The 5,674-nt window shown below is 38.5% G+C and carries 5 protein-coding genes; 3 read left to right on the top strand and 2 right to left on the bottom strand.

Annotated features, from left to right (window positions below):
- The first annotated feature begins 599 nt into the window (after positions 1-599).
- The 3 genes from BLT18_RS17675 (at position 600) to BLT18_RS17665 (ending at position 2,376) form a co-directional block, all read left to right on the top strand.
- The gene (locus tag BLT18_RS17675; protein ID WP_091277052.1) at positions 600-902 is read left to right on the top strand and encodes a YolD-like family protein; all 303 of its coding nucleotides are present in this window, start codon (positions 600-602) and stop codon (positions 900-902) included.
- The gene (locus BLT18_RS17670; RefSeq protein ID WP_091277049.1) at positions 899-1,096 is read left to right on the top strand and encodes a hypothetical protein; all 198 of its coding nucleotides are present in this window, start codon (positions 899-901) and stop codon (positions 1,094-1,096) included. The genes BLT18_RS17675 and BLT18_RS17670 overlap by 4 nt, the downstream gene beginning before the upstream one ends.
- A 260-nt stretch (positions 1,097-1,356) precedes the next feature.
- A complete protein-coding gene (locus BLT18_RS17665; protein ID WP_091277046.1) occupies positions 1,357-2,376 on the top strand; it encodes a DUF3231 family protein in 1,020 nt (339 codons plus the stop codon).
- An 82-nt stretch (positions 2,377-2,458) separates the two neighbouring features.
- Here the strand turns inward: BLT18_RS17665 and BLT18_RS18460 are convergent, their stop codons facing one another.
- Both BLT18_RS18460 and ltrA read right to left on the bottom strand, forming a co-directional pair.
- Positions 2,459-2,623: a hypothetical protein gene (locus BLT18_RS18460; RefSeq protein WP_175487595.1), complete on the bottom strand. Its 165-nt coding sequence runs from the start codon at positions 2,621-2,623 to the stop codon at positions 2,459-2,461.
- A gap of 537 nt (positions 2,624-3,160) precedes the next feature.
- Positions 3,161-4,954, bottom strand: coding sequence for a group II intron reverse transcriptase/maturase (gene ltrA, locus BLT18_RS17660; protein ID WP_091277011.1), 1,794 nt, complete (start codon positions 4,952-4,954; stop codon positions 3,161-3,163).
- Positions 4,955-5,674 lie beyond the last annotated feature (720 nt).

The raw sequence follows: 5,674 nt of genomic DNA, 5'->3' as shown, positions 1-5,674 counted from the left end.
GATTATTTGTCGTAAGGAGTGAATCTCTGGATAGTTCCAGAGCAGCTGTCACCAGGAGAAAATGATGGATTGTATTACAAGCGATCATTTTTCATCATAAATTTTTTATTCTAAGTGGTAGCATTAGGTGAATTTGAAATTTAAAGAGGAATTAAATAAAAGCCTAATTTCTCAACATTTAAAGGAGAAATCAGGCTTTTATTTACTTCATAATCGCGCCCGTTGAACGAGTGCTGTTACAATAACTAAGCTTGCCTAATATTTGATGTCCTCCCTCTTTTCTAGTTTTAGGGACGATATCAAATTTTAATTTTAAATTAATAGGAGCTTCACTTATACAAGATACAATATGGCTGCAAACGATGAAGAATCTATTCCCTAATGAAAAATTGGTTATGCCAATACCCTTAAAAAGATAGCTCGTATGAACAAATGAACGTTTCATCACCTATTGTTTCCTCAAAGCGGTGACATTAGGGGGATGTCTCCTTTAAAAACGAACAAATATCAAATATGTTACAACGAGAATGAATGTTCCTGTTTGAAAAGAGGATAATCATGGCAAACTAATTCTAGGGTCAAACCTAAGGTGGAAATCGATGCGTATGATTTTGCCGGAACATCGAGAAGCGTGGTTAAAACATCAAGAAAAAGCCCAAAGAAAAAAGAAGGCGATGTTAGACCAACAACAATGGGAAGCGTTGGAATGGTTGCTCGGAGAAGCCTTGAGAGAAAATATAGAGCTGACGTTTATCTATTGGGCCGACCATGATTTTTATGAAGTCGCTGGATGCTGTCATGATATTAATCATGTCCAAAAACAGTGCCACGTGAAGAATGAAGAGGACATTTATTACCTTTGGTTTGGCCAAATCACAGACACAAGGAGGACAAACGATTGAAACAGGAAGATTTTCTGCAATACTTAGATACAAGGATACAAGAGATAAAATACACCGAAACCGACCATCGTGAACATTCCCTGGTATTGCTGGGGAGTCGTCTGGCCTATCAAGAAATCAAGCAATATATAGAAAATCAGACGAAAACCTCTCCTGATACCTTTAGGTTGTACAGCGGAATGAGAAAGGAATAGGTGCTGTTCCTTTCTCATTTCCAATTTCAGCTTTTCTCTGCATCAAACGAGAATTAGCCTTATTTCTCTCTTGAAATGCTAAGAAATTAGTCTTTTATTATTCCACAACCGCTGCCCGTTTGCAGAAGACTCAGTTAACCAAAACCGAAATTTTTATTTGTTCTGTTTTAATTTGTTTATTACCGTATTGCTTCATTCATAAAATCCACATTAAAGCAAATAATAAACCTGCCTTAGTATACTTTTAAGGAGGTTGCATGATGAGCGAAGGAAATATTCACCTAACATCAGCAGAAATTGGTTCTCTTTGGACTGGGTATATGCAAGATAGTATGTCAAAATGCGTCTTAAGTTTTATGCTGAAACATATTGAAGACAAAGATATAAAACCAGCTATTCAGTATGCCTATGATATTGCGTCCAATCATCTTGAACAGTTACTCCATATTTTTGAAAAGGATAATTATGCCGTTCCGAACGGATTTACCGAACAAGACGTAAACATAAACGCTCCATGGCTATTTACGGACACATTTTGTTTAAATTATATTAATCACATGGCAAAAGCCGGAATGATAGCGTACGGCGGATTTCTTTCGATGAGCGCCAGAGAAGATATACGGAATTATTTTACTCAAGCTTTAAATGAAACAGCGGAGCTTTATAATCAAACCGGTGAAATTGCCCTCTCAAAAGGAACAAATGCCAGGCATCCATATATTGAAGTTCCAAAAGAAACAGATTATGTGAATAGTAAAAAATACTTAAGTGGTTTAAATCCATTTCATCACAACCGACCGCTAAACGCCATTGAAATTTCTCATTTATATATGAATGTACTAACCAACACAATCGGCGCAAAATTATGTATTGCATTTTCTCAAACATCACCATCCAAAGATGTACAAGATTTTATGCTCCGTGGGAAAAATATCTCGCAAAAACACATTAAAATTTTTGCTGACACACTTTTAAAAGATGATATTGAAACGCCACAAGTCCCCGATGTGGCTGTAAGTGATTCAACAACCCAAACCTTTTCAGATAGACTATTGATGTATCATATATCGCTTATTAGTGCATCAGGAATTGGAAACTATGCTACTGCTGCTGCTGCTAGTCAACGAAGTGATTTAATGATTAATTATGAACGGTTGTCGTTAGAAATTTCCCGATTTGCCAAAAGTGCAGCTGATATTATGATTAAACACGAATGGTTAGAACAACCACCTGGAATAAAAGATCGTAAAAAATTAGCGAAGAATAAACAAAAAGGCTGACCTTAAAAGGGATTAAACAAAAAGTAAATAAAGAAGGTGACATGATGTGTTATGTTTTTATCCCTGTCAATGTGCAAAATGACTATGTTTCTTTAGCTCGATCACAGATTAATTCCAAAGAAATATTGACATTAAAAAGCAGTTGAATTCCTATTATAGAGCATCGCATTAGAAAAACAGTTAACCAATTATTCGATGCTTGGAAAGGCTCAGTATGAGCAGGTATTATTTCATTTTTTGCTTTCATGTTTCTTATCCCTCCATTGTTTCAAATTTCCAAAATTTATATAATACTTTACTCCAGAATACTGCCCGATTGCCTAACATTAGAGCAATTTTAATTAGCTGTTGAGGTCGTCGTCTTTACTAATCTTATGTATTTTCTTTAGTGTGGCGTTGATGTTGTTTAAGCTTAACAAAATAAAGCCTAACATGATGAAAGTTATCAATTCTCCTGTAAAAAAAGAGATGATTCCCAGTATTAAAAAATAGAAACTGTACCACCAATTCTTCAAAATCTATCCTCCTCCCAACCCCTGTAACACTACCTAGAATATACAAATTTGCTTTTCGTCTCATTTTTTTAACTCCGTTACAATTGTTTCAAATTTCTTCCTTCTGTACAATAAGTTACTCCGTAATAGTCAGCAATAGGTAAGCGTTTGAAGTTATCTCCGGCTTTTCCCCTGCTCCACACGGAGCGTGCAAGTTTCCCCGCACTCCGCGTTCCATCTAACGGAATTTACTCGATTATAAGTTCCTCGTTACTTCGTGTTTGAGATTTTTAGATAGCTTCAAGCTTACATTTTTCTCTAAAACGATTGACTTTTTCAATCATTGCTCCAGTAAGCTGAAATCTCCTTATAAGTTCATTAATCATCTTTTTATCCTTTGAATGAATCAATCGGTGTACATCTTCGTGGAGAATGCGAAGATTATTAAATTGATCGCTTCCTCCAAGGATTAGCGGTACATAGTGATGGCAATGGACATTAGTTGCCGACAATTCCATGCCTGTAATTTCACATTTCCCCATTTTCATACTGTACCGACTGATTCGGTTATCCATGTATTCAACACTCCTGGTTGGAAGTGTTGATTTCATTAGTATACTAACTTGTCGTTGAATATCGGGACGCAACTTTTTGTGCATCATTTCCCTGCCTTCTTTGGTAAAAGGAGTCATACTTGGGCTGAATCCCATTGTATTCACCGTTTTAACATCGCCAAGTGGAAACAAATATACACCAGCAATTTGAAACGTCTTAAAACTACAACGGTACATCTTTTTATAAGTCGGCGGAGGATTAGCCGGATGACCATATTTACCTACTGGTCTAAGATGATTATACATGAACGCCCTTATATCATAGGCAAGACGTGAGAACTCCAGATTGACCTTAGTAGCCCTTTTGAAATAATGATGAATTCCCAGCACAAAACTGTTGAAAAGCAATGCATTCAGAGCCGAAGGCGAAGACCTGATTCTTCGAATCAGTTTCCTTGCCTCTTCTTTGATTTTGCGCTTTTTATCCGGTTTAATACCAGTACGCGCAACTCTCTTATTATGCTTTTTATTGGCACGGATAGTGAAGCCTAAGAATTCGGATTCTCGTTTTCGCAGGTTCACAATTTGTGATTTTTCCGGCGAAATGTCCAATTTTAAACGGTCTTTAAGGTAAAGTCTTGTAGCGTGATACCATATCTGCGCCGTTTTACCATCCTTACAGATGATTTTAAAATCATCCGCATAACGAACGAGATAACCCTCTTTAAGGTTAGTACGTTTTTTGGCCTGTCTTTCACCGACTTTGGATTGATATGGTTTGGACAACGGAAAGAACTCCCATTGTCCGGCAACCCATTGGTCAAGGTCGTTAAGCACGATGTTTGCCAATAACGTCGATAAGATGCCGCCTTGCGGCACGCCTTCTGTAGGTGTGCCTTCTCCATCTATTTCAGCTTTCAGCATTCTACCAATACAGGCTAATACTTTTCGGTCTTGAATTCCCATGTTCCATAGTTGCTTTATAAGCAGCGTATGGTTAATATGGTCAAAGAAACCTTTGATATCAACATCAACCACAAAATGAAAGTGTGATAGATTGATAAGCTGTTGGATTCTTGCCATGGCATGATGTGCCGAACGGAGTGGTCTAAATCCGTAACTATGGTTATAGAATCTAGCTTCCGCAATCGGTTCAAGCACCTGTTTAAAGCTTTGTTGGATAATGCGGTCTAAAATACAGGGAATGCCAAGAGGTCTCCACTTTCCATTGCTTTTCTCAATCCATTTTCGCCTGACTTTCTTTGGACGATAATTTTCTAGTTGCCTCCGGATTTCCATCACCAGTTTTTCTTCGGACCACTTTTTCATGTCGTTGATGGTATTTCCATCAGTTCCGGGTGTTTTGGAACCTTTATTTGATTTGATGGTACGATAAGCGAGTAAAATATTTTCTCTGGATGTGATTACATCGTAAAGACGAGAAAAAGATTGTTGTTTCAAGCTTTTATCGTATAAATCTGTAAACGTCTCCGTCATCTCATAGTAATCCCAATATCGCAAAGCTTGCACTGTGGCATCTCTCCTTTTTGGAGTGATGTTCCCACGTTCTTACCCGATCGGTGCAATACACGTTTGGAAAATAATCTTTCATTTCGCTAGACTTGGGGCTGTTCCTCCACTCCCATTACAAGAGATTCATCAGTCATGCCCCTACCCTCGCAAGGATAAATGCCTTTTAGCATAAGCCTTATAGCAACCGTTTCGGATGACAGTCCTTGTTTCAACGTTCCTTGTTTTCCAAGTCCCTTACAACCTAGCTATCCATACTGAACTTAGGTGTTCCCCTGGAAGCCTGTGAGCTGGATACCGCCTTTGTCCGGTATAGCGTGTTTCATAGGGCGCATTTTTACTGCACACCACTCACCCCATCGTTAGGTGGGACATAAGTTTCCTTATGTTCAAACTTTAGACCTGTATATTCGGTTATTCGTCAGTTTCATTCCGCTGAAACCATTCTCACCATATCCAGTTTTTCAGCCGTGCGGCATATCCGTTGGCATACCTTCTTATCAAAAGTGGCTCCAGCCTTCGTTCTGCCGAATCTACCTGTACTTCAAACCCCGTGACCTGTCAGTCACGACGCATGCAGGAGTATTGACGGGATGGTTTCAAGAAACATGGTTCCGTCATTCCCATCCTTGGTTGTAAAGTTAGGATTGTCCGCTAAGTAATCCCCTGCATTTCACGCTCCATGCGCTTATAGCAGAACTTGTCGAGCGGCGCCCGTTT

Source organism: Alteribacillus persepolensis, assembly GCF_900099605.1.
Lineage (GTDB): Bacteria > Bacillota > Bacilli > Bacillales > Marinococcaceae > Alteribacillus > Alteribacillus persepolensis.
This window is presented reverse-complemented; position numbering and strand designations above follow the sequence as displayed.

Bases quoted from the DNA above. Each gene is read 5' to 3' on its own strand.
- BLT18_RS17675 (WP_091277052.1), top strand. From the start codon at position 600: ATGCGTATGATTTTGCCGGAACATCGAGAAGCGTGGTTAAAACATCAA.
- BLT18_RS17665 (WP_091277046.1), top strand. From the start codon at position 1,357: ATGAGCGAAGGAAATATTCACCTAACATCAGCAGAAATTGGTTCTCTT.
- BLT18_RS18460 (WP_175487595.1), bottom strand. From the start codon at position 2,623: ATGAAAGCAAAAAATGAAATAATACCTGCTCATACTGAGCCTTTCCAA.